Source organism: Herbaspirillum sp. (assembly GCF_017744395.1).
In the GTDB taxonomy this organism is placed as follows: domain Bacteria; phylum Pseudomonadota; class Gammaproteobacteria; order Burkholderiales; family Burkholderiaceae_D; genus Herbaspirillum.
This window is the reverse complement of the sequence record NZ_JAGIBI010000002.1, coordinates 224,343-243,401: the sequence shown is the minus strand read 5'-3', so window position 1 is coordinate 243,401 and position 19,059 is coordinate 224,343. Positions and strand designations below refer to the sequence as shown.

At 59.2% G+C, this 19,059-nt stretch carries 19 protein-coding genes; 15 read left to right on the top strand and 4 right to left on the bottom strand.

Features of this window, described 5'->3' with window-relative positions:
• From J7548_RS06950 to J7548_RS06885, 14 genes are all read left to right on the top strand, one after another.
• Window positions 1-780, top strand: a complete 780-nt coding sequence (locus tag J7548_RS06950) for an SDR family oxidoreductase (protein ID WP_290972239.1) — start codon at window positions 1-3, stop codon at window positions 778-780.
• Window positions 781-797: 17 nt separating this feature from the next.
• Window positions 798-1,193: a dihydroneopterin aldolase gene (locus J7548_RS06945; RefSeq protein ID WP_290972236.1), complete on the top strand. Its 396-nt coding sequence runs from the start codon at window positions 798-800 to the stop codon at window positions 1,191-1,193.
• Window positions 1,194-1,210: 17 nt separating this feature from the next.
• A complete protein-coding gene (ttcA, locus tag J7548_RS06940) occupies window positions 1,211-2,167 on the top strand; it encodes a tRNA 2-thiocytidine(32) synthetase TtcA (protein WP_290972233.1) in 957 nt (318 codons plus the stop codon).
• A gap of 423 nt (window positions 2,168-2,590) precedes the next feature.
• Window positions 2,591-3,667 carry a CDP-glucose 4,6-dehydratase gene (gene rfbG, locus J7548_RS06935; RefSeq protein ID WP_290972230.1) on the top strand — a complete coding sequence of 359 codons (1,077 nt, stop codon included), beginning with the start codon at window positions 2,591-2,593 and terminating at the stop codon, window positions 3,665-3,667.
• Window positions 3,668-3,701: 34 nt separating this feature from the next.
• Window positions 3,702-4,712: a UDP-glucose 4-epimerase GalE gene (gene galE, locus J7548_RS06930; RefSeq protein WP_290972227.1), complete on the top strand. Its 1,011-nt coding sequence runs from the start codon at window positions 3,702-3,704 to the stop codon at window positions 4,710-4,712.
• Window positions 4,713-4,727: 15 nt separating this feature from the next.
• Entirely contained in the window at window positions 4,728-5,792 is a 1,065-nt protein-coding gene (rfbB, locus tag J7548_RS06925; protein ID WP_290972224.1) for a dTDP-glucose 4,6-dehydratase, read from the top strand.
• Window positions 5,789-6,691 (top strand): glucose-1-phosphate thymidylyltransferase RfbA, encoded by a 903-nt coding sequence (gene rfbA / locus J7548_RS06920; RefSeq protein WP_290972221.1) that lies wholly within the window; start codon window positions 5,789-5,791, stop codon window positions 6,689-6,691. The genes rfbB and rfbA overlap by 4 nt, the downstream gene beginning before the upstream one ends.
• 1 nt (window position 6,692) lies before the next feature.
• On the top strand, window positions 6,693-7,238 hold the full coding sequence (rfbC, locus tag J7548_RS06915) for a dTDP-4-dehydrorhamnose 3,5-epimerase (RefSeq protein ID WP_290972218.1): 546 nt from the start codon (window positions 6,693-6,695) through the stop codon (window positions 7,236-7,238).
• Window positions 7,235-8,164, top strand: a complete 930-nt coding sequence (gene rfbD, locus J7548_RS06910) for a dTDP-4-dehydrorhamnose reductase (RefSeq protein ID WP_290972215.1) — start codon at window positions 7,235-7,237, stop codon at window positions 8,162-8,164. The genes rfbC and rfbD overlap by 4 nt, the downstream gene beginning before the upstream one ends.
• A gap of 12 nt (window positions 8,165-8,176) precedes the next feature.
• The gene (locus J7548_RS06905) at window positions 8,177-9,118 is read left to right on the top strand and encodes a hypothetical protein (RefSeq protein WP_290972212.1); all 942 of its coding nucleotides are present in this window, start codon (window positions 8,177-8,179) and stop codon (window positions 9,116-9,118) included.
• A 26-nt stretch (window positions 9,119-9,144) separates the two neighbouring features.
• The gene (locus J7548_RS06900; RefSeq protein ID WP_290972209.1) at window positions 9,145-9,990 is read left to right on the top strand and encodes a hypothetical protein; all 846 of its coding nucleotides are present in this window, start codon (window positions 9,145-9,147) and stop codon (window positions 9,988-9,990) included.
• A 2-nt stretch (window positions 9,991-9,992) separates the two neighbouring features.
• On the top strand, window positions 9,993-11,114 hold the full coding sequence (locus J7548_RS06895; protein WP_290972206.1) for a DegT/DnrJ/EryC1/StrS family aminotransferase: 1,122 nt from the start codon (window positions 9,993-9,995) through the stop codon (window positions 11,112-11,114).
• A 9-nt stretch (window positions 11,115-11,123) separates the two neighbouring features.
• Window positions 11,124-12,515, top strand: coding sequence for a GNAT family N-acetyltransferase (locus J7548_RS06890; RefSeq protein WP_290972203.1), 1,392 nt, complete (start codon window positions 11,124-11,126; stop codon window positions 12,513-12,515).
• Between the two features lie 140 nt (window positions 12,516-12,655).
• Window positions 12,656-14,356 (top strand): glycosyltransferase, encoded by a 1,701-nt coding sequence (locus J7548_RS06885; protein ID WP_290972201.1) that lies wholly within the window; start codon window positions 12,656-12,658, stop codon window positions 14,354-14,356.
• A gap of 41 nt (window positions 14,357-14,397) precedes the next feature.
• Here J7548_RS06885 and J7548_RS06880 read toward each other — a convergent pair whose 3' ends face one another.
• On the bottom strand, window positions 14,398-15,156 hold the full coding sequence (locus J7548_RS06880; protein ID WP_290972198.1) for a fused MFS/spermidine synthase: 759 nt from the start codon (window positions 15,154-15,156) through the stop codon (window positions 14,398-14,400).
• 72 nt (window positions 15,157-15,228) lie between these two features.
• Between J7548_RS06880 and J7548_RS06875 the strand changes: the two genes are divergently transcribed.
• Window positions 15,229-15,945, top strand: a complete 717-nt coding sequence (locus J7548_RS06875) for a methyltransferase domain-containing protein (RefSeq protein ID WP_290972196.1) — start codon at window positions 15,229-15,231, stop codon at window positions 15,943-15,945.
• Here J7548_RS06875 and J7548_RS06870 read toward each other — a convergent pair.
• Genes J7548_RS06870 through J7548_RS06860 form a run of 3 tightly spaced genes read right to left on the bottom strand, consistent with a single transcriptional unit; the run spans window position 15,942 to window position 19,056 of the window.
• The gene (locus tag J7548_RS06870) at window positions 15,942-16,658 is read right to left on the bottom strand and encodes a WbqC family protein (protein WP_290972193.1); all 717 of its coding nucleotides are present in this window, start codon (window positions 16,656-16,658) and stop codon (window positions 15,942-15,944) included. The genes J7548_RS06875 and J7548_RS06870 overlap by 4 nt on opposite strands.
• Window positions 16,655-17,860: a DegT/DnrJ/EryC1/StrS family aminotransferase gene (locus J7548_RS06865; protein WP_290972190.1), complete on the bottom strand. Its 1,206-nt coding sequence runs from the start codon at window positions 17,858-17,860 to the stop codon at window positions 16,655-16,657. The genes J7548_RS06870 and J7548_RS06865 overlap by 4 nt, the downstream gene beginning before the upstream one ends.
• Window positions 17,857-19,056, bottom strand: a complete 1,200-nt coding sequence (locus J7548_RS06860; RefSeq protein WP_290972187.1) for an aminotransferase class I/II-fold pyridoxal phosphate-dependent enzyme — start codon at window positions 19,054-19,056, stop codon at window positions 17,857-17,859. Before J7548_RS06860 ends, J7548_RS06865 begins: the two co-directional genes overlap by 4 nt.
• Window positions 19,057-19,059 lie beyond the last annotated feature (3 nt).

Below are 19,059 nucleotides of genomic sequence, written 5' to 3'. Positions count from 1 at the left end.
ATGAATTCCCAACCCCATCCCCACATCGCCGCACGCGTAGCCCTGGTGACCGGCGCCGCGCGCCGCATCGGCCGCCATATCGCGCTGGCGCTGGCACGCGCCGGCTGGGACGTGGCCGTGCATTACAACCGTTCGCGCGACGAAGCCGACGAGGTGGTGCGCGAGATCGAAGCGCTGGGCCGCCGCGCGCTGGCGGTGCGCTGCGAACTGGGCAACGAGGATGAAGTACGCGGTTTGTTGCAACAGGCCGCGCCGCTGGGGCGCGTGTCCTGCGTGGTCAACAATGCGTCGCTGTTCGATTTCGACGATGCCGCCAGTTTCGGCCATGCGCGCCTGCTGCAGCACATGGGCGCCAACGTCGGCGCGCCGGTCCTGCTGGCGCAGGCGCTGTTCGAGGCCACGCCCGAGGGCGAACAGGCGGTGGTGATCAACCTGCTGGACCAGAAACTGTACAATCCCAACCCCGATTACCTGTCTTACACGCTGTCCAAGGCCGCCTTGCACAGCGCCACCACGCTGCTGGCGCAAGCCCTGGCCCCGCGCGTGCGGGTGGTCGGCGTGGCGCCGGGCATCACGATGCTGTCGGGCGACCAGACCACCGAGCAATTCGACAAGGCCCACCAGGTGACGCCTCTGGGCAAGAGCAGCACCCCCGGCGACGTCGCCTCCGCGGTCTGCTACCTCGCCTCGGCGCCGGCCGTCACCGGCGCCACCCTGCTGGTCGATGGCGGCCAGCATTTGCTTCCCCTTTCGCGCGACGTCATGTTCGTGGCGAAATAATCTTTCCTTTATTGATCATGCTCTTCCAGTCCCATCCTTCCCTGCAAGATTGCCGCCGCCTGTTCCTGCGCAACTACGAGGTGTTCATCAACATCGGCGTGCACGAGTTCGAAAAGAAGGGCGAGCAGCGCATCCTGGTCAACGTCGACCTGTACGTCCCGCTGGCCGAGACCACACCCAAGGCCGACCAGCTCGATGAAGTGGTGGACTACGATTTCATCCGCTCCACTATCGCCCGCCGCATGGCGCAAGGCCATATCCACCTGCAGGAAACCCTGTGCGACGACGTGATGGACGCCATGCTGGCGCACCCCAAGGTGCGCGCGGTGCGGGTCTCGACCGAGAAGCCGGACGTCTACCCCGACTGCGACTCGGTGGGCGTGGAAACCTTCCGCATCAAGAGCGGCAACTGAACCGAACGGGCAGCACCATGAACGACCGACTCCATCCCGCCGCCGACGCCGTCGGCCTCAGCGCCAAGCAAGCCGAGAAAATCGCCTACGAGAACAACAAGCTGCACAAGCGCCTGTGCCGCCAGGTCGGCCAGGCCATCGGCGACTTCAACATGATCGAAGACGGCGACAAGGTCATGGTCTGCCTCTCCGGCGGCAAGGACAGCTATGCGCTGCTGGACATCCTCCTGACCCTGCGCGAGCGCGCGCCGATCCACTTCGACATCGTCGCCGTCAACCTCGACCAGAAGCAGCCCAACTTCCCGGCCGACGTGCTACCGGCCTACCTGGAAAAGATCGGCGTGCCCTACCACATCGAGAACCAGGACACCTACAGCATCGTCAAGCGCGTAGTGCCGGAAGGCAAGACCACCTGCGCGCTGTGCTCGCGCCTGCGCCGCGGCATCCTGTACCGGGTCGCCACCGAACTGGGCGCCACCAAGGTGGCGCTGGGCCACCACCGCGACGACATCCTGGAAACATTCTTCCTCAATATGTTCTTCGGCGCCAAGCTGAAGGGCATGCCGCCCAAGCTGCAGTCCGACGACGGCAAGCAGATCGTGATCCGCCCGCTGGCCTACGTGAAGGAAGCCGACCTGATCCGCTATGCCGAGGTCAAGCAGTTCCCCATCATCCCCTGCGACCTGTGCGGCAGCCAGGAAAACCTGCAGCGCAAGCAGATCAAGGGCCTGATGCGCGAGTGGGAAAAGAAATTCCCGGGCCGGGTCGACAACATCTTCTCGGCGCTGTCGACCGTGGTGCCTTCGCACCTGATGGACCGCGAACTGTTCGGCTTCACCGGCCTGCAAGCCACCGGCGAAGCCGACGCCAACGGCGACATCGCCTTCGATGAAGAGCCTTGCGGCACCGGCGCCGGCCCAACGGAGGGCAGCGCCTTCGGCTCGCAGATCATTTCATTGTTTCCCGCCGATTAACTGAAGCTGCGGCATAACGCCGCATCTGGCGATACACCGCGTTTCACTACCTTCCCGGCAAAGCCGCTCCAGGCCTGGCTTTGCCGGTTTCCTTCCGGCTTCCCGGCGTTACCGGAAGTTAATTTTTGTTGACGCCCGGCATATACGCCGGGATTAGATGACAAATACCCTCCTGATCCTCGCTTGAAGCGCAAAACCCCCATGTTCTAATCTGACCATCGTAGTGATGCCGTGGAGCATCGCTGCCAGGGACGGTAACAAACATCAATAACCAGCAGTCGTGGTTTCGCAGGGAAACGTGGCCCCGACACGGAAAACACCGGGAGGCCGATGGCGTTGCCTGCACCGGCCATCCGCGCGAAACATCGGATTCGCGCCTCTGCACCCGAACGACTCTCTGCAATACGTGTACGAGGCTGCCTGATGGCTAACTTTTGGCGCGACAAGCGCGTTTTCGTAACAGGACATACCGGATTCAAGGGCAGCTGGCTGACCTTGTGGCTGCACCTCATGGGGGCGAAAGTCAGCGGCTATTCCCTGCCCGCGCCGACCAATCCCAGCTTGTTCCACCTGGCGCGCCTGCAAAACTGCGTGCAGACCACCACCGGTGACGTGCGCGACCCCAAGCACGTGGCCGAAACCATGGCCGCGGTCCAGCCCGACATCGTGTTCCACCTGGCGGCGCAGCCGCTGGTGCGCGACTCCTACCTGACCCCGCTCGACACCTACGCCACCAACGTAATGGGCACCGCGCACGTGCTCGAAGCCGTGCGCAACACGCCCAGCGTGCGCTCGGTGGTAGTAGTCACCAGCGACAAGTGCTATGAGAACCGCGAATGGCTGTGGGGCTATCGCGAAGACGACCCGATGGGCGGGCACGACCCCTACAGCAGCAGCAAGGGTGCAGCCGAACTGGTGACCTCCGCCTACCGCCGTTCCTTCTTCGCCAAGGATCCCGACAACCAGGTCGGCATCGCCAGCGTGCGCGCCGGCAACGTCATCGGCGGCGGCGACTTCGCCCCCGACCGCCTGATCCCCGACTTCATCCGCGCGCTGGAAAAGGACGAACCGGTCAGCATCCGCAACCCGCACGCGGTACGCCCCTGGCAATTCGTGCTGGAGCCGCTGTCGGGCTACCTGCAGATCGGCCGGCTGCTCTACGAGCACGGCAACAAATACGCCGAAGGCTGGAATTTCGGCCCGGCCGATACCGACATGCAGACGGTCAGCCAGCTCTGCGCCACCTTCAACCATTCACTGCAGAAGAACGACGTGAAACCGGTCGAAGTGCGGCTGGAGCCCCAGCCGAACGCACCGCATGAAGCGGCCTTCCTGCGCCTGGACATCTCCAAGGCGCGCCAGCGCCTGGACTGGATTCCCAAGATGGAGCTCTACACCGCACTGGAACTGACGGCGCAATGGTACGGCGGCTACCTCAACAATGAGGACTTGCGCACCTTGAGCGAGAACCAGATTGCGTTCTACCAGAGTCTGACATAATCGCCCTGTCGCGAACTACAGCACCTGAAGCATCATGAACATCCTGGTTACCGGCGGCGCCGGTTATATCGGTTCCCATACCTGCGTGGAACTGCTCAAGGCAGGCCACGAAGTCGTCGTCTTCGACAATTTCTGCAACAGCAGCCCGGAAGCGGTCACCCGCGTCCAGAAAATCGCGGGCAAGGCCGTATCGCTGGTCAAGGGCGACGTCCGCAACCGCGAGCAGCTCGAAAGCGTGCTGCGCGAATTCAAATGCGACGCGGTGATCCACTTCGCCGGCCTGAAGGCGGTCGGCGAATCGGTCGAACAGCCGCTCATGTATTACGACAACAACGTGGTCGGCACCGTGCGCCTGCTCGAAGCGATGCAGGCTACGGGGGTAAAGACCATCGTGTTCAGCTCGTCGGCGACGGTATACGCCCCGCCGCAATATCTGCCGCTGGACGAAAACCACCCGCTGGGGGCCAGCAGTCCCTACGGCCGCAGCAAGATGGTCGTCGAAGACCTGCTGCGCGATTGTCATGTCGCGCATCCCGACTGGAAAATCGCCCTGCTGCGCTACTTCAACCCGGTCGGCGCGCACGAAAGCGGCCTGATCGGCGAAGCTCCCGACGGTATCCCCAACAACCTGATGCCGTTTGTCGCGCAAGTGGCCATCGGCCGCCGCGAACGGCTCAACATCTGGGGCGGCGACTACCCGACGCACGACGGCACCGGCGTACGCGACTTCATCCACGTATCAGACCTTGCCAGCGGCCACCTGGCCGCGCTGCAAGCGCTGACCGAACCGCAATGCTTCGCCATCAACCTCGGCACCGGCACCGGCCATAGCGTGCTGGATGTCGTCAAGGCCTATGAAAGGGCCTGTGGCAAACCGCTGCCCTATGTTATTGCCGAGCGCCGTCCGGGCGATATTCCCGAATACTACGCCGACCCCGCCGCAGCCAAACGCAAACTGGGCTGGGAGGCCAAGCGGGGACTGGATGCCATGTGCGCAGATTCATGGCGCTGGCAACAAATGAATCCGAACGGCTTCAAGCCGTAACATGTCAAGGCACTTATGATTTTCGTCACCGGAGGCGCCGGCTTCATCGGCAGCAATTTCATCCTGGGCTGGCTGGCTGCCGACACGGCAGAACCGGTGCTCAACATCGACAAGCTGACCTACGCCGGCAACCCCTACAACCTGGCCGGCGTGGCTGGCGACACCCGCTATGTTTTCTCGCAAACGGATATCTGCGACGAAACGATCATCGCCGCGCTGTTCGCGCAGCACCGGCCGCGCGCGATCCTGCACTTCGCGGCGGAAAGCCACGTCGACCGCTCGATCGCCAGCCCCGACGAATTCATCCGCACCAACGTCAACGGCACCTTCAACCTGCTGGAAGCGGCGCGCCGCTACTGGAACACGCTGCAGGGTGAAGAACGCGAAGCCTTCCGCTTCCTGCACGTCTCCACCGACGAGGTGTACGGCACGCTGGGGCCGCAAGACGCACCGTTTTCGGAAACCACGCCGTATGCGCCCAACAGCCCCTACTCTGCCTCCAAGGCGGCCTCCGACCATCTGGTGCGGGCCTACCACCACACCTACGGCTTGCCGACGCTGACCACCAACTGTTCCAACAACTACGGCCCCTACCATTTCCCCGAGAAGCTGATCCCGCTGGTGATCTCCAACGCGCTCGACGGCAAGCCGCTGCCGATCTATGGCGACGGCCAGCAAATCCGCGACTGGCTGTACGTAGGCGACCACTGCGCGGCGATCCGGGAAGTGCTGGCGCGCGGCAAGCCAGGGGAAACCTACAACGTCGGCGGCTGGAACGAGAAAGCCAACCTGGACGTGGTGCACACCCTGTGCGACATCCTCGACCAGCTCAAGCCCAAAGACGCTGGCAGCTATCGCGACCAGATCACCTTCGTCAAGGACCGGCCCGGCCATGACCGCCGCTACGCCATCGACGCCCGCAAGCTCGAACGCGAACTGGGCTGGAAACCGGCCGAGACCTTCGAGAGCGGCATCCGCAAGACGGTCGCATGGTACCTGGCCAACCCGCAATGGGTCGCCAATGTGCGCTCGGGCGATTACCTGAAATGGATGGAACAACAATACGGCGCGAGGAGATGACAATGGAACATAACGCAACCCGCCGTAAAGGCATCATCCTCGCCGGCGGCTCCGGTACGCGCCTGTATCCGGCTACCACGGTCGTCTCCAAGCAGCTCATGCCGATCTACGACAAGCCGATGGTGTACTACCCGCTCTCCAGCCTGATGCTGGCCGGCATCCGCGACATCCTGGTGATCTCCACGCCGCAGGACACGCCGCGCTTCGCCGAACTGCTCAAGGACGGCAACCAGTGGGGCCTCAATATTCAGTACGCGGTGCAGCCCTCGCCGGACGGACTGGCGCAGGCCTTCATCATCGGCAGCGATTTCATCGGCAACGACCCTGCGGCGCTGATCCTGGGCGACAACATCTTTTACGGACGTGACCTGGAACCGCCGATGCGCGCGGCCAACGAACGCATCGACGGCGCCACCGTCTTCGCCTACCACGTCAACGATCCCGAGCGCTACGGCGTGGTCGAATTCGACAAGCAGCGCCGGGTTGTGGGAATCGAAGAAAAGCCGGCGCAGCCGAAGTCCAATTTCGCGGTCACCGGCCTGTATTTCTACGACAACCAGGTCACCGGCATCGCCCGCTCGATCAAGCCATCGGCGCGCGGCGAATTGGAAATCACCGACGTCAACAAGGCCTACCTGGAACTCGGCCAACTGCAGGTTGAACTGATGGGGCGCGGCATCGCCTGGCTGGACACCGGCACCCACGAGTCGCTGCTCGACGCCGGCCAATTCATCGCGACGATCGAAAAGCGCCAGGGACTGAAGGTAGCCTGCCCTGAGGAAATCGCCTATCGCCGCGGCTATATCGATGCCGAACAACTGGAGCGACTGGCCCGGCCGCTGAAGAAGAATGCCTACGGACAATATCTGCTCCAACTGCTCTCCGACACCTATTTCTGATATGCGAGTCACCCCCACCTCCTTACCCGAAGTATTGCTGATCGAGCCCCAAGTGTTCGGGGATGATCGAGGCTATTTCTACGAAAGCTTCAACGCCAGAAAATTCCGGGAACTGACCGGCTTGACGCCTGACTTTGTACAGGACAACCATTCCCGTTCGGCCAAGGGCGTACTACGCGGCCTGCATTACCAGATTCAGCATGCGCAAGGCAAACTGGTGCGCGCCAGCGTAGGAGAAGTGCTTGACGTCGTAGTGGATATCCGCCGCAGCTCACCCGATTTCGGCAAATGGGCCAGCGCCCGCCTGTCGGCAGAAAACAAACGCCAACTCTGGATCCCTCCGGGTTTCGCCCATGGCTTCGTGGTACTTAGCGAGGTTGCCGAATTCCAGTACAAAACCACTGACTACTGGATGCCGGAGTACGAACGCTGCATCCTCTGGAACGATGCAGCTCTGGGCATCGATTGGGTCCTGGCCGATGCACCGCAAATGTCGGCCAAGGACAAAGCCGGAAAACCCTTGAGCCAGGCAGAGGTCTTCGATTGAAGATCCTGCTCACAGGCCATACCGGCCAACTCGGCCATGTGCTTGCGCAGGACTTGCAAGCGCATGGCGAAGTAGTGGTCGCATCGCGCGCAGCAATGGATCTGTCGCAGCCGGACCGGATACGCAGTTTCGTGCGCGCCGTACGCCCCGACTTGATCGTCAATCCCGCCGCTTATACCGCCGTGGATCGCGCCCAGAGCGAAGTGCCCCTGGCTGCCGCAGTCAACTCCGTTGCGCCCATGGTGCTGGCTCAGGAAGCGCATGCCCTGGATGCCGGGTTCATCCATTTTTCGACCGATTATGTTTTCGATGGCGGCAAGGCCTCCCCCTACACGGAGCTTGATCCACCCTGCCCCGCCAATGCTTACGGCCAGACCAAACTCGATGGCGAGCAGGCAATCGCCGAACAGCATGATGCCTGGTGGATATTCCGGCTCAGTTGGGTCTATGGCGCATATGGCGGCAATTTTCTCAAGACGATCGCCAGGCTCGCGCGTGAACGCCAAGCTTTGACCGTGGTGGCGGATCAAATCGGCGCGCCAACCTGGACCAGGACGATCAGCCGCGCTGTACAGCAATGCCTGCTACAACGGCCGCAAGGCGTCTCCCTGGCGGCCTACATGCGCAGCACCGCCGGCATCTACCATCTGGCGGCGGCCGGCGCGACTTCGTGGCATGGCTACGCGCAACATATCGTGCGCCGCCTGGCAGCCCAAGGAGTTGCCCTGACGCTGGATGCGGACGCCATCGCCCCGGTCACCACCGCCGAATATCCCACTGCAGCCCGCCGACCAGCCAACTCCCGAATGGATACTTCCAGGGTGAAAAAAACGTTCGGACTCGACTTTCCTTCCTGGGATGAGGAAGTCGACCACTGCCTGGCCGAGCTGGCGAACATCGAACAAACAGGACAATCCGGAGCCTGAGGCTTTCTTCTTATGCAAAATGATTTTTTACTCATCAGGTCCTATGGCAGCGGCAATGCGCTGGCCAGGGTTCAGTCTGACCCGCTGGTCGCCGGCCTGACCGAATTGGGCCAATCGGTAAGAAAATTCGTCTATAAGCCTGGCTCGGCAATTGATGTCAATCCGCCCAAATACCTGCTCGTCAGTTATGACGACAATGATGCCTTGCTCAAGGCGCGAGACCTCAAAAACAAGACCGGCTGCAAAATCGTTTGCCTGGGCTCTGACATTTATTACCTGGACCGCTATGCCGCCATCGCAGAGATCACCGACCTGTTCGTCATGCCTACCGAGGCGCACAAGGAAGTACTGCAATCCGTGGTGTGGGTCGATGTGATCGTCATCCCGGAAGCAGTCGATTCCATCGCCTTGCCGGAAATCGGGAATGAATTGCCGGTACAGCGCAACAACCAAATCTGCTGGTTTGGTTATCCGGAATCCTTCCATAAAGCGTTCAAATATATTTTCGACACGGCACTGGTTCATAGCGGCATCCCCAGGAGCCAGTTCGGCTTCATTACCTCGACCACCATCGCCGATGGCATTCCGCATCTGCATTTCCACGAAAAATCTTTCTACGGGATGACGCAACATTATGGCTATACCTTGCTCAGCCACTTTGCGTTCGACTGCCATATCAATTCCTACGTCAAGTCTCCCAACAAATTGATTACCAGCCTGGTACGAGGGATGATGCCCCTGGCATCCAAGACCAGGAATTATGAAGACATCATGCGCTACTACAACCTGGAATCGCTGATGTTCGCCAGCGGCAATGAACTGGTGAAATTGCTGCGTAACCTGGATGTGCGCCGGGACCACGAAACGTTCGACCTCGCCGCGATCTCACGCGACCTGCAGGAGCGCTTCAGCCCACGCAACAACGCGCAGATACTGCTCAACGCCATCAACTGAATTTCCCATTGCCCGTGGACGGCTTCATGAAAAAAAACATCCTGCAAATTCACTACGATGACGCCAGCCGCAAGATGCTGGATCCCGGCTTCACACCGTTGGAAATCGTCGGCAATCCTCGCCCCGACTGGCGGGAATACTGGGGCATCCGTAATTATTTCCTGAACAACGTCCTCAATGAGGACGAATACTACGGCTTCCTGTCGCCGGCCTTCCGCAACAAGACCCATCTGAGCGCAGAACAGGTGGAAGTGTTCATGGAAAACAATCCCGGCCACGATGTCTACACCTTTTCGCCGATGATCCAGGAAGCAGCCTGCTATCTGAATGTATTCGAGCAAGGCAACCGCCACCATCCGGGATTGATCGGCGTCGCCGAAGCCTTTTCGTCATCGATCGGCTTGTCTGTCAATCTCAAGACCCTGGTCAACGATTTCCGCACCACGGTCTTCTGCAATTACATCATCGCCAAGCCGGTATTCTGGGAAAAGTGGTTCACTATCAATGAGCGGCTGTTTGAAATTGCGGAAAACAAGCAAGGGAGGCTGGGAGAGCAGCTCACGGCAGTGACCGACTACTCCAAGGCGCAGGTACAAATGAAGGTGTTCATGATGGAGCGTACTGCCTCATTGATCCTGGCGCTGTCCCCGGAGCTCAGCATCGCGGCCTACGATATCAATGCCATGCCAATGAGCCATCCGCAATTTGCGCGCTACCGCAAAGAGATGACGATCCTCAATGCATTGAAGATTGCCTACACAAGCACGTCCGACTCGATTTACCAGCACTATTTCTTCACGCTCAGGCAAGAAGTCCTGGCGGCATGCGAACCGGACTATCCCCACGCAACGCGGATCGACTATCTCTCCTGAAAATGCGACCCTACCAAACCAATGGCGTACCGGTTACCCAACCGTTCCTTCCTCCCCTGGAAGAATTCGTTGTTTATCTCCAGAAGATCTGGGATAACAAACAGCTTACCAACAATGGCCCCTTTCACCAGCAGTTGGAAGAAGCCTTGGCCAGCTACCTGGGCGTCAAGCATGTGGCGCTGTTTTCCAACGGTACCCTGGCATTGATCACGGCGCTGCAGGCGCTCGGGATCAGCGGCGAAGCCGTAACTACGCCCTATTCGTTTGTCGCGACTTCGCATGCCCTGCGGTGGAATGGCATCAAGCCGGTTTTCGCCGATATCGACAGGAAAACCCTGGCGCTGGATCCGGCCAGGATCGAAGCCGCCATTACAGAGCACACCACTGCAATCGTCCCGGTCCACTGCTATGGCTACCCATGTGATGTCGAGGCTATCCAGAAGATCGCGGACAAGCACAAACTAAAAGTGATCTACGATGCCGCGCATGCCTTCGGCGTGCAGTACAAATCGTCCAGCATCCTGAACCATGGGGATCTATCGGTGCTGAGTTTCCATGCAACCAAGGTCTTCAACACTTTCGAAGGCGGCGCCATCATCTGCCACGATGCCGCGATGAAACTGCATATCGACGAACTGAAGAATTTCGGCATCATCAATGAGGTTTCGGTCACCGAAGCCGGCATCAACGGCAAGATGAGCGAAATCAATGCCGCCATGGGGTTGTTGCAGCTCCAGCATATGGATACCGTGCTATCGCAGCGGCAAGCCATCGATGCGCAATACCGCGCCCTGTTATCCACGGTCGAACACATCGAGTGCCTGCAGCCGCCCGAACACACCGACCGCTGGAACTACTCCTACTTTCCCATCCTGGTGCGTCCCGGCTATCCGATCAGCCGCGATGCCCTGTACCAGAAAATGCGGGACAACAATATCTTCCCGCGCCGCTATTTTTATCCGCTGATCTCGGAATTTCCCATGTACAAGGACATGGCATCCGCCGCCCCGGGCAACCTGCCGGTGGCCACCGAAATCACCCAGCAGATCTTGTGCTTGCCGATCTACCCAAGCCTCAATATCGACCACCTGAAACAGGTAGTCGACATCATCAAGTCACAATAAAGTTCGGCAATGAGCGAAAACGATATCCAACAATCCTCCATCGAAATCACTGCCAATGGGGAGGCCATCACCGTTACCACCACGCTTTCCCTCAAGGATCTGGAGGCGAATGGCGTCGGCGGTTGCCAGCCGGTCAAGCAACTGAAATCGGAAACCAGCCAGATCATCCGGCTGGGAACCTACCTGAACCTGGCCGACATACTCCATGAATGCGGCCGCAACGTCGATGAACTGGGTATCCTCCGCCGGGCGCGGCGGGAATTCGACGCGTATCTGAGCGGCCAAAAAGAACGTATTGTGGCATTGCTGGCAAGCGAATTGCCCCTGCCGGCCATGCCCGACAGGTGGACGATTGTCGCGCTCGACCGCGACGAACCGCAATTCAAGCGCCTGGCTGGCATCGACGGCAATGTATACGCCAATTTCTGGCACCCGGGCGCCAAGCTCGGCGGACTGGCAGGCACACGCAACCTGGATATCCTCAAGCAACCGGCGGACATCGACAACGCCTCCTTCCACGTCTGCTTCAACGGCAGCGTTGTCGCGACCGTACCGGTGGCGATCAACGCGACGCATGTCGCGGGCTGGGTAACGAACCACCCGTCGTCGGGCTGCATGCCGATCGAGATTCATTTCGCACAAGACGCCACCGAACGCGACGAAGCATACAAGATCATCGTCAGCTACCTCCAGTACATGGCGAGGAGCTTCGGCGCGGATAATTTCACAATCGCGGAAAGGCCGGAAGACCATTTCGCCCTGTACAAGCAGATCATCAAGAAGGCGCGCTCCTATTCGGCCGAGATTTGGGACAGCCCGTACGTCGACCTCACGGCGCCCGAAGAGCAGTTGTTCGCCAATGTGCGCAAATCGTACAAGTCGAACATCAACTGGTGCGCGAAGAACCTCACGACCGAATATTTCAGCGGCGAGCAGATCAACAATGAGAGTTCCGCCTACTTCTTCAACGTGATCCAGGATCTGCACCAGGAACTCATCGCCAAATATACCGACGGGATGACCCAGGAGCTGTTCTACCACCCGATCCTGATGTGCGCAAACGGGCAAGGCGAAGTCGCCATCAGCAAGACCGCCGATGGCACTCCCTACGGCATATCGGTCACGACCTACGACAACGGCATCGCCTACTATGCGTTGGCGGGCTCCCGGGAAGTCATGCGGGGGAAGAATCCCGGCCACTTCATTGTCTACGATGCCATCCGGCGCGCCAAGGCGAGAGGCCAGACACGCTATGTCATGAACCGTTTTTTCGGCGCCAGCGTCTCGCTCAACCAGACCGATGTCAAAGTCATGATAGACCGCGCTTTCAACATCAGTTTCTTCAAACGCGGCTACTCGGGGGATTGCTCATTTGCCAATGTTTACCAGGTCTTCACCTGAACGCGATGACAAAAGGCCCGTGTAACCGGCAAACGCAAGTCTGTTTCGCGGATTGAGGCAGGACCGGCGCCACTAATCTTGCGTGATCGTTATCGCATTTCCCTACCCAGATCGAGACCCATCTCGGAAAGACCGTTTCCATGCCTATCGTCAGCATTTTGATTCCTGCCTATAAGGCCCAGTACCTCCCGCAGGCAATCACCAGCGCACTCAGCCAGACCTTTACCGACATCGAAATACTGATCGGCGACGATACCCCAAATGCCGCGCTGGAATCTATCGTCAAAAGCTTCGACGATCCCCGCATCCGTTATTTCCATCATGGTTTCCAAAAGGGCACCCGCAATTCGCGGGCATTGTGGGAACATGCCGGCGGCAAGTACGTGAAATGGCTGTTCGACGACGACGTGCTGATGCCGACCTCGGTCGAATCGCTGGTCAATGCAATGGAGGCCAATCCCCAGGTTGTCCTGGCATTCCACGAACGCCTGATCATCGATGAATCCGGCAATGTGGTGAGCACGCCAAATTCACTGCTGCCGGCAGGGCAGATGGCGCTGGTGGATCGCCAGTTCCTGGTCGAGAACATGGTGGGGCGCCTGCACAATTTCATCGGCGAGCCGAGCAACATCATGGTCGTACGCGACCGCGTTGACATCTCGACTGCCTTCGACTATCACTCCTGGATCCTGGATTTCATCGGCGATGTGGCTATCTACCTCAACTGCGCCGAACAAGCGCCGCTGCTCGCCGTCGGCGGTTATCTCAGTGCGTTCCGCAAGCATTCCGGCCAGGCATCCGCCACTGTCAGCGCCAACTTCAGCGCCGGCCTCTATGAATGGGAACTGATGGTGCGCGGCGAGGCGTCGGCAGGCAATATGTCCGCCGCCGCTCTGGCCTATGCCCGACAGGAGCTGCGGCGACTGTATGGACAATACTCGGTTGAACTGCCGGAAATTTCCCGCCTGCTGGCCAATCTCCATGAACTCGACGAGCTGCCCCCCCAAGCGCTCTATACCTCCGAACGTTTCCAGACCGACCTGGCGCATGCGCGCGCTGCCGTCGCTTCACGAGTGGCGGTACGTCGCAAGGGACCGCAACCGGCGCTGCAACCATTTTGCGTCATCTGCGACAAGCCGGTCAGCGGCTGGCTGCCCCACCCCAATCCCGGCGGCGACAAGACCTTCATGCGACAGCTTGAAACCGTCGGCTCCACGCTGAAGAACTACCTGTGCCCGAATTGCGGCTGCAATGACCGCGAGCGCCATCTCTGGCTTTACTTCGCCTACGCAAAGGTCCTGGAAAACCTAAGCACAAAACGCATCCTTCACATTGCGCCGGAAGGCGGAATCGAACCGCTCATCCACAGACTGCAACCACGCGAATACATCACCGGAGACCTATTCCCGCAACAAGCCCGGCACCGCAAGATCAATGCCGAGCAACTGGATTTTCCGGACGGTTATTTCGACCTCATCATCTGCAACCACGTGCTGGAGCATGTCAGCCGGCCCAAGGTCGCGATCGCAGAATTCAGCCGCTGCCTGGCGCCGGGCGGACATCTGGTGGCACAAACCCCCTATTCGCCCCTGCTGCTCCACACCTTCGAACTGACCAAGCCGGTTTCAGAAGCATTCGCCACCATTTATTACGGCCAGAACGACCATGTCCGCCTGTTTGGCTCCGATATGCTGGATTATTTCCAAGACTCGGGCCTCACCGGAGATCTGTACCCCCATACCACGGTGCTGCCTGATGTCGATGCAGATACCTATGGCTGCAATGGACGGGAACCGTTCTTTTTCTTTGCGAAAGGCGCCGCCCCCACTTTCCAGGCGTGAACAGGCAAGTGGGTCTTCGCCAGCTTCTGCCCTGGAAATGATCAGCGCGGCGACAACCCGTGGGTTCTGGCCGACTGCATCAGGATCATATTGTCGTGGATGAAATTGATGTCAATATTGAGCTCCAGGTAATGGGCGATCATTTTTTCATCCTGGATAAACGCCGGCCAGGCATCGCTGGCGAGGAACATACTGTTATAGCCGGGTAACGAAAAAAGATTCTTGAAATCTTTTGTCAGGGACTCGGTCATTTCCTTTTGCACGTTTTTTTGCGTGTTGAGCGCGAATACGCCGCCGGGATTCAGGGATGCCTTGACTTGGCTGGAGAACGCGCCGGACACGACAAATTCCGGAATATCCAGGCTTTCGGTCCAGATGTCACAGCAAATATAGTCGTATTTTCTGGTCGCCCGCCGGATGAAGCTGAAGGCATCTTCGTGGAACAGCTCCACATTATCGGCATCGAGGCTGAAAAAATGATTATGCGCGGCATCGAACAAATCCCGGTTCAGGTCGACGACATCGATCTGTGCCTCAGGATACGCATCACGGACCGTCTGGATCGCGATACCGGCGCCCAACCCCAGGAAGAGCGCGTTGCGCACGCCCTGCGGCACACACAACGCGGCATAGGAGATATTCTTGGTAAACACATGGACGTGAAACCGCGGCTTGTTCAGCTTGATGGTTCCCTGCACGCGATTGAACGGCGGACCGATGTAAAGCTGCCGCTGCGTGTCGCCATCGGAATCCAGGACTTCGACAATCTTGACACTTTCTGACTCATAAATAATATTCATGCTATTTTTTCCAAATAAAGTCCGACTCCCGGCCTGAGCCCATCTTCCACTCTACATGTTCTGACAGACATCATGCCTGCTACTCCTCGCGATTATCCAACCGTCGACTATGACACCCATGCGAGAACCTGCGCACCCGATGCGTTCTGGGCACAAGTCAAACGCACGGTGCATGGCCAACCCGTCTCCGATGCCCAGATCGCTTTGATCATCAAGGAAATCAAGCGCCAACTGGATCTTGGCCCGCAAGACCACCTGCTTGATCTCGCCTGCGGCAATGGCGCGTTATCGCAATTGCTCACCGACTCATGCGCAAGCCTGCTCGGCGTCGACATTTCAGCCTACCTGATCGAAGTCGCGCAAAAGCATTTTTCCCAGCCACCTCGCGTAAGCTTCGTCGAAAGCGACGTCACTGCCTACCTGCGCACCGAAAAAGATCCCCTGCGCTTTACGAAAGCGGTGTGCTACGGCAGCTTCATGTACTTTCCGGACGACGTGGCCCGTGCTTCGCTGCGCCTCCTGGGCGAACGTTTCGCTAATGTGCAGACGGTCTTCATCGGCAACCTGCCCGACCGCGACCGTGTCAACGCTTTTTATACGCAACGCCAGCCCAAACCTGGCGAGCTCGACGATCCCCAGGCGCAGATCGGCATCTGGCGCACACGAGAAACGTTCGTTGACATGGCCGCCGCCGCAGGCTGGGAGACGACTTTTTCAAACATGGGGGATGAGTTCTACTCGACGCACTATCGCTATGATGCCTTGCTGCGCCGCTCTGCTCCCCGCTAAGCGACCAAGCGGGAATTGTCCCGCAGTGCATCGCGCACCGCCTCAGGATCATTCCACATCAGGACATCGATGATCGACAAATGCGGTTCGAAGGTGAATCCCCGCGTGGGATAAGTCATCGGGCTGAATTCCAGAAACCTCAACTCGACGCCACGCTCCTCGAAGCTGCGCGGATTGAAAATATCGCGGCCACCGACAGGATTGATGTACATGCCGGCCCCCATCTGGGCGCTGATATGGGGCGCCCAATCGCCGGGCCCCATCTGTTCGGGGAAAGTGAAGGCGTGTTGCGATGCCACCGTATAGTTGAACGGCAACTCAAGATAATCGCAAACCGCTTTCAACCCACGAACATTCAAGCTTACCAGGGAATCGTCGCCGGCATCAGCCATGGCCGCTTCGATCAGAGCCTGCACCTGTGCGAAATAAGGCGCATGTTTCCGATAGTGGCTGAGCTTGCCCAATGTGCTCTGGCGCGATTGCGCCAGATCCAGCACCTTGGCCTCATGCGTCTTGATATGGATCGAGCTGTTGGAGAGCGCCACGCTGATATAGTTGGCGCCGCCCGACGGATGCAGCACGCGATTGCGGCTCATCCAGCTCTTGGGCGTATATTGCGTGATGTCGAAGACTACCCAGGCATCAGTAGCCGCAATCAATGCGAAATGCCCCAGGTATGGGAAGAAATAGGGCTGCATGATCCCCAATTTCACGCCTTCCCTCCCACCATGGAACGGATACGATCAGCCTGGCGATGCGCTTGCCGGATGACGCCCGCAACCGCTTCGACGGTATCGGCATCGGTTTTCGCGCCTAACGGCAACTCCAGCAAACTGGCGCACAGGCGATCCGCGACCGGCAATGCGCCGGCCGGGACGGCATGCTCGCCATGGCGATACCAGCCGGCCGCAAGACGCGGCGTGCTCTCGATATTTTCAGCACGCAGCACTTTGCGCAATGCCATTCCGCTCAAACCGAATTGTCCCTCGTCGATCTCAATCACCAGGCATTGCCGGTTACTGATATCGGCGCCGGCAGGCTCACGAATACGCACGCCAGGCACGCCGGACAGTGCCTGCGCATAGCCTGTCGCCAGCACGCCGTTATTGGCGATGTGCCTGTCCAAGTCGTCGAAATTCATCAGGGCGATCGCCGCCTGCGCTTCGGAAAAACGGCCATTGCTGGTCTTCACGACCGGCACCAGCAGCTTCCCCATGCCGTAATTGCTGCGGATATTGCGCACATGCGCGGCCAGCGCATCGTCATTCGTCGCGATGAAGGCGCCCTCGCCGCTGCTGAGCACATGGGCCGACTGCATGGAGAACACCTCGAGCGCTCCCCTTGCGCCCAGGCGCGCGCCATTGGCCGACACGCCGAAGGCTTGGGATGAGTCGAAGTAAAGCGGAATGCCATATTGGTCCGCCAGGCCCTGCAGCGCGCCGGCATCGGCCGCCCCACCCCAGGCATTGACCGCCAGTATGGCGCTGATATCGTCCTTCTCCAGGCAGGCCTTGGCAGCCTGCGCGCTAAGCATGCCGGTGGCGGCATCGACATCGCAGAATACCGGCTCGGCTTCCGCCCAAGCCAGCGATTGCGCTGTAAAGATGTCACTGATGGCAGGCACCAGCACCTTTCCCTTCAAGCGCAGCGCCTGCGCGGCAAGGCACAAGGCAATAGACTCATTGGTGATGAGCATCGCATGGCCGACGCCGAGATACTCGGCAAGGCGAGCCTCCAGCCGCTGGGATAACGGCCCGTGGTTCGTGTAATACTGGCGTTCGAAAATATCCCTGAATGCAGCTTCGTAACGCGACCACTCCGGGAAATAATCCTGCCCCGGTCGCAACAGCGTTTTCATCACCGGCATCGCGCCGCACACTGCCAGTTCCTTTCCGATCGTACCGACGGTGCTCATACCAGACCTCGCTGTGTGATGGCTTGCGCATTCTTCTGGATGAATGCAAGGAAAAGCGCTATCTGTTCGATATCCGCTTCACTGACAAAATAACCGCAAGGCAGCAGGAGGAATTTCTTGGCTAGGCGCTCAGTCTGCGTCAGGTCTCCCCACACCATGGGATATCCGGTTGCCTTCATATGTAATGGCGGCGAATAGTAGGGCCGGCACAACATGTTTTCAGCATTGAGCAGTGCGATCGTGGCTTCGCGGCTCAACGGCCAGTCGTCCAGCAATTCCACCAGGATGTTCTTGAAGCCGCAGCGTTCGGTTTCATCGAACTCGCGCAGCCTGATTCCCGGCACATCCGCCAGATAGCGACGGTATGCGTAGTAACGGTTGCGATTGGCAACCATCTGTTCATCGACATCGTCCAGGCAAGCCAATGCCATAGCCGCATGCATTTCGTTTTGCTGCACGCCCAACGCGCATGCCTCGACCGGAATGCCTTCAGCGCCGACGCCGAAATCGCGCATCGTGCGCAAGCGTTGCGCCAATTCATCATCGTTAGTCGTAACGTAACCGCCTTCAAAGGCATTGAACAGCTTGCTCGACTGCATGGAGAAGCATTCTGCACGCGCGCAGGAACCGATCTTCCGTCCCTTGTAGGATTCATACACGGACTCGACCGCATCGATCATCAATGGGATTCCCGTACGCTCGGACAGCGCTTCCAACCCATCGATATCGCAACAATTGACAATGGGATGCACCCCAAGGATCAAGGCGGTATTTTCATTGATGCAAGCGGCCGCTGTTTCGCCGGTCACGCATAACAGGTCCGGATCGACCTCGCAAAAGTGCGGCGTCAATCCCGCCCAGGCGACGATATCCGCCAGACGGCGATACGTCAGCGAAGGCATCACGACTTCCGTTCGCCCCGGCAAGGCCAGGCATTTCATTGTCAACACCAGCCCCCAGAACCCACCGCAAAAAGAAACACAGTTGCGGGTTCCGTGGAACTCGGCAAGGCGCCGCTCCATCTTGGCTTCAACCGGCCCGTGCCCGGTGCAGGACTGTGCGTCAAAGAATTGACGCGAATAAGAGAGAAACGACTCGATATCCGGACGCACCAGATTCGAGACAGACTTGATCTGTTCAAACAGGGGCTTGCCGCCGCTCAAACCCAGATCATCCAGCGCCAACTTCATTGTCATGAC